Here is a 2057-nt window from a genome sequence, read left to right on the forward strand (position 1 = left end):
GTTCAGGCCCAGCGCAATGACCAACCCGGCGATGTTGCCCAGGAGAACCGAGCCAAAGGCCAGAAAGAGGGTGTTGGAGAGGGCTCCGAGTTTCGTGGGGTCCTTGAAGATGGCCTCAAAGTTTGTCCAGCCCGTGATTTTGAACGAGCCGATGCCCGTCCAGTTGGTAAAGGCGAAGAATCCGCCGATTCCGGTTGCCACGTAGTGGATGGCAAACACCAGGGCGATCCCGGGCAGCGCCCACCACCAGTGTCCGAACTGCATGGGCCCCCGCCGGGGACGGGTGTTCTCACCCGCCCCCGGCGTCCGCTTGCCTCGCCGGGGTGCTTCAGCTGCTTCGCTTTTCGGTTGCATCGTCGCAGTCATTGGTATTCCTTGCTTGTCCCTTTGAGTCGTCGGAACGTTGATGGTCAAGAACTGCTACTGATCCCAGGCCGCGTCCATGGCCTGCAGGACCTGGTCAGGGCTCTTCTGGCCGGTGATGATGCCCTGGACCCCCGTGGCCAGCGCGTCGTAGACGGCGGAATTCGGCCACTGGATGTTGGGCAGGGGGCCGTACTTGCCGTCCTTCATCAGGCCTCCGACGTTCTTATAGGCGCCGCCGTCGAAATCGTACTTGTCGAGTCCGCTGACCGGCAGGGCACCGTCGATTTCTGCGAATGCCTTGGTCTGTTCAGGCTGGGCGGCCCAGTCGAGGAAGGCCTTGGCAGCGTCCTTGTTCTTGGAGGCCGCGTTGATGGAGAAGGCGTAGTTTGCGCTGGCAAATACGTAGCTATTACCTGAGCCCTGTTCCGCCGGGAACGGCCGTACGGCGAACTGGGAGCCCCCAGCGGCGGACTGCAGCTGCTTCCAGCTTGGAGCCGGGATGAAGCCGCTCACGGACGTTCCGCTGGCAAGCCCCTTGGTGATGGCATCGAAGCCGCCGCCGGCAGCACCCTTCTGGAAGCAGCCCGCGTCCTTCAAGGTATTAACTGCTTCGAGGGCCGACTTCCAACCGTCCGAGCCGGCGAAGGTGGCTTCCTTGGCAGCGCGCTTATCGTTCCATTTCGGGTCTTCCGCGTAGACGCGCGAGGCTGCCAGGGACATCGCCATCAGCCCTGTGTTGGGAGGGGCTGATCCGGCAAGGGCAAAGAGGGATTTACCGGAGGACTCCAGAGCCTTGCACTGCTGCTGGAGGGAGGAATAGTCGGCAGGGAAGCCACCGGCTGCAGCTGCAGCCGTCTCATTACTCACCAAGGCAGAAATCGTAATTTCCGTGGCCTGGCCGTACACCTTGCCGTCGGTTCCAAAGGTGCTGGCGCTTCCCTCGGGGAGCAGTTGCTTCGCGGCATCGTCAAGCGGCTCAAGGAAACCTGCCTGGACGAGCGGCAGGATGCTGCGGCCGGTGCCGGAGCCGGGTGAGGTCACTACGACGTCTGAGGCGTTTCCGGCCTGGAGCTGTGTGCGCAGGGTCTGGTCGTAGGAGTCGTTCGGCTGAGGATTGAAGGTGATTTTCACGTTCGGGTGTGACTTCATGTAATTTTCTGCCAACACCTGGAAGGGGCTCTCGATGGTGTTGGATGTCGCGAAGGACAGTGAAAATTCCTGGGAACCACCCGAAGAGGAGCTGCTGCCGGTGGAGGCCGAGCAACCGGTAAGAATGAGTGCTGCGACGGTGGGGACGGCGAGGGCGCCGACCTTCAGGCCTGAATAGCGACGGTGCTGTGTCATGTCCAGCCTTTCTGACTTCATTGTCCAAAATCCGGGTGTCGTGACCCCGGTCACTCACAAGTATGCAGGAGATGTGCCTAAAAGACACATAAGTCTTTGCTATGACGGACATAAGTTTAACGGGGGTCCGCGGAAGGTCTATTCAGACGCCTGATGGCTTCGCCTAGGTTATTGATCCCGCTGATAAGCTCCCTTGAAACGGTTCCACTTTCAAAGGATCGCTGCGCCGTGACGAAACATGTCCTGCTTTCCCGTCTCGACCTCAACCTGCTGATCTCGCTGGATGCCCTCATTACCGAGCGAAGCGTTACCAGGGCGGCCGAGCGGCTCCACCTCAGCCAGCCGGC

General features: G+C 60.8%; 2 protein-coding genes and 1 pseudogene. 1 reads left to right on the forward strand and 2 read right to left on the reverse strand.

Annotation, left to right across the window (positions count from 1 at the left end; all coding sequences use genetic code 11):
• Both LQV45_RS28010 and LQV45_RS28015 read right to left on the reverse strand, forming a co-directional pair.
• Positions 1–366: pseudogene (locus tag LQV45_RS28010) on the reverse strand (sugar ABC transporter permease); the annotation flags it as partial.
• Positions 367–420: 54 nt separating this feature from the next.
• Positions 421–1710 carry an extracellular solute-binding protein gene (locus LQV45_RS28015; RefSeq protein WP_230010184.1) on the reverse strand — a complete coding sequence of 430 codons (1290 nt, stop codon included), beginning with the start codon at positions 1708–1710 and terminating at the stop codon, positions 421–423.
• A gap of 228 nt (positions 1711–1938) precedes the next feature.
• Here LQV45_RS28015 and LQV45_RS28020 point away from each other — a divergent pair.
• A partial coding sequence (locus LQV45_RS28020; protein ID WP_290370332.1) for a LysR family transcriptional regulator occupies positions 1939–2057 on the forward strand: 119 nt, incomplete at its 3' end.

It is taken from the genome of Microbacterium sp. Bi128, assembly GCF_918698205.1.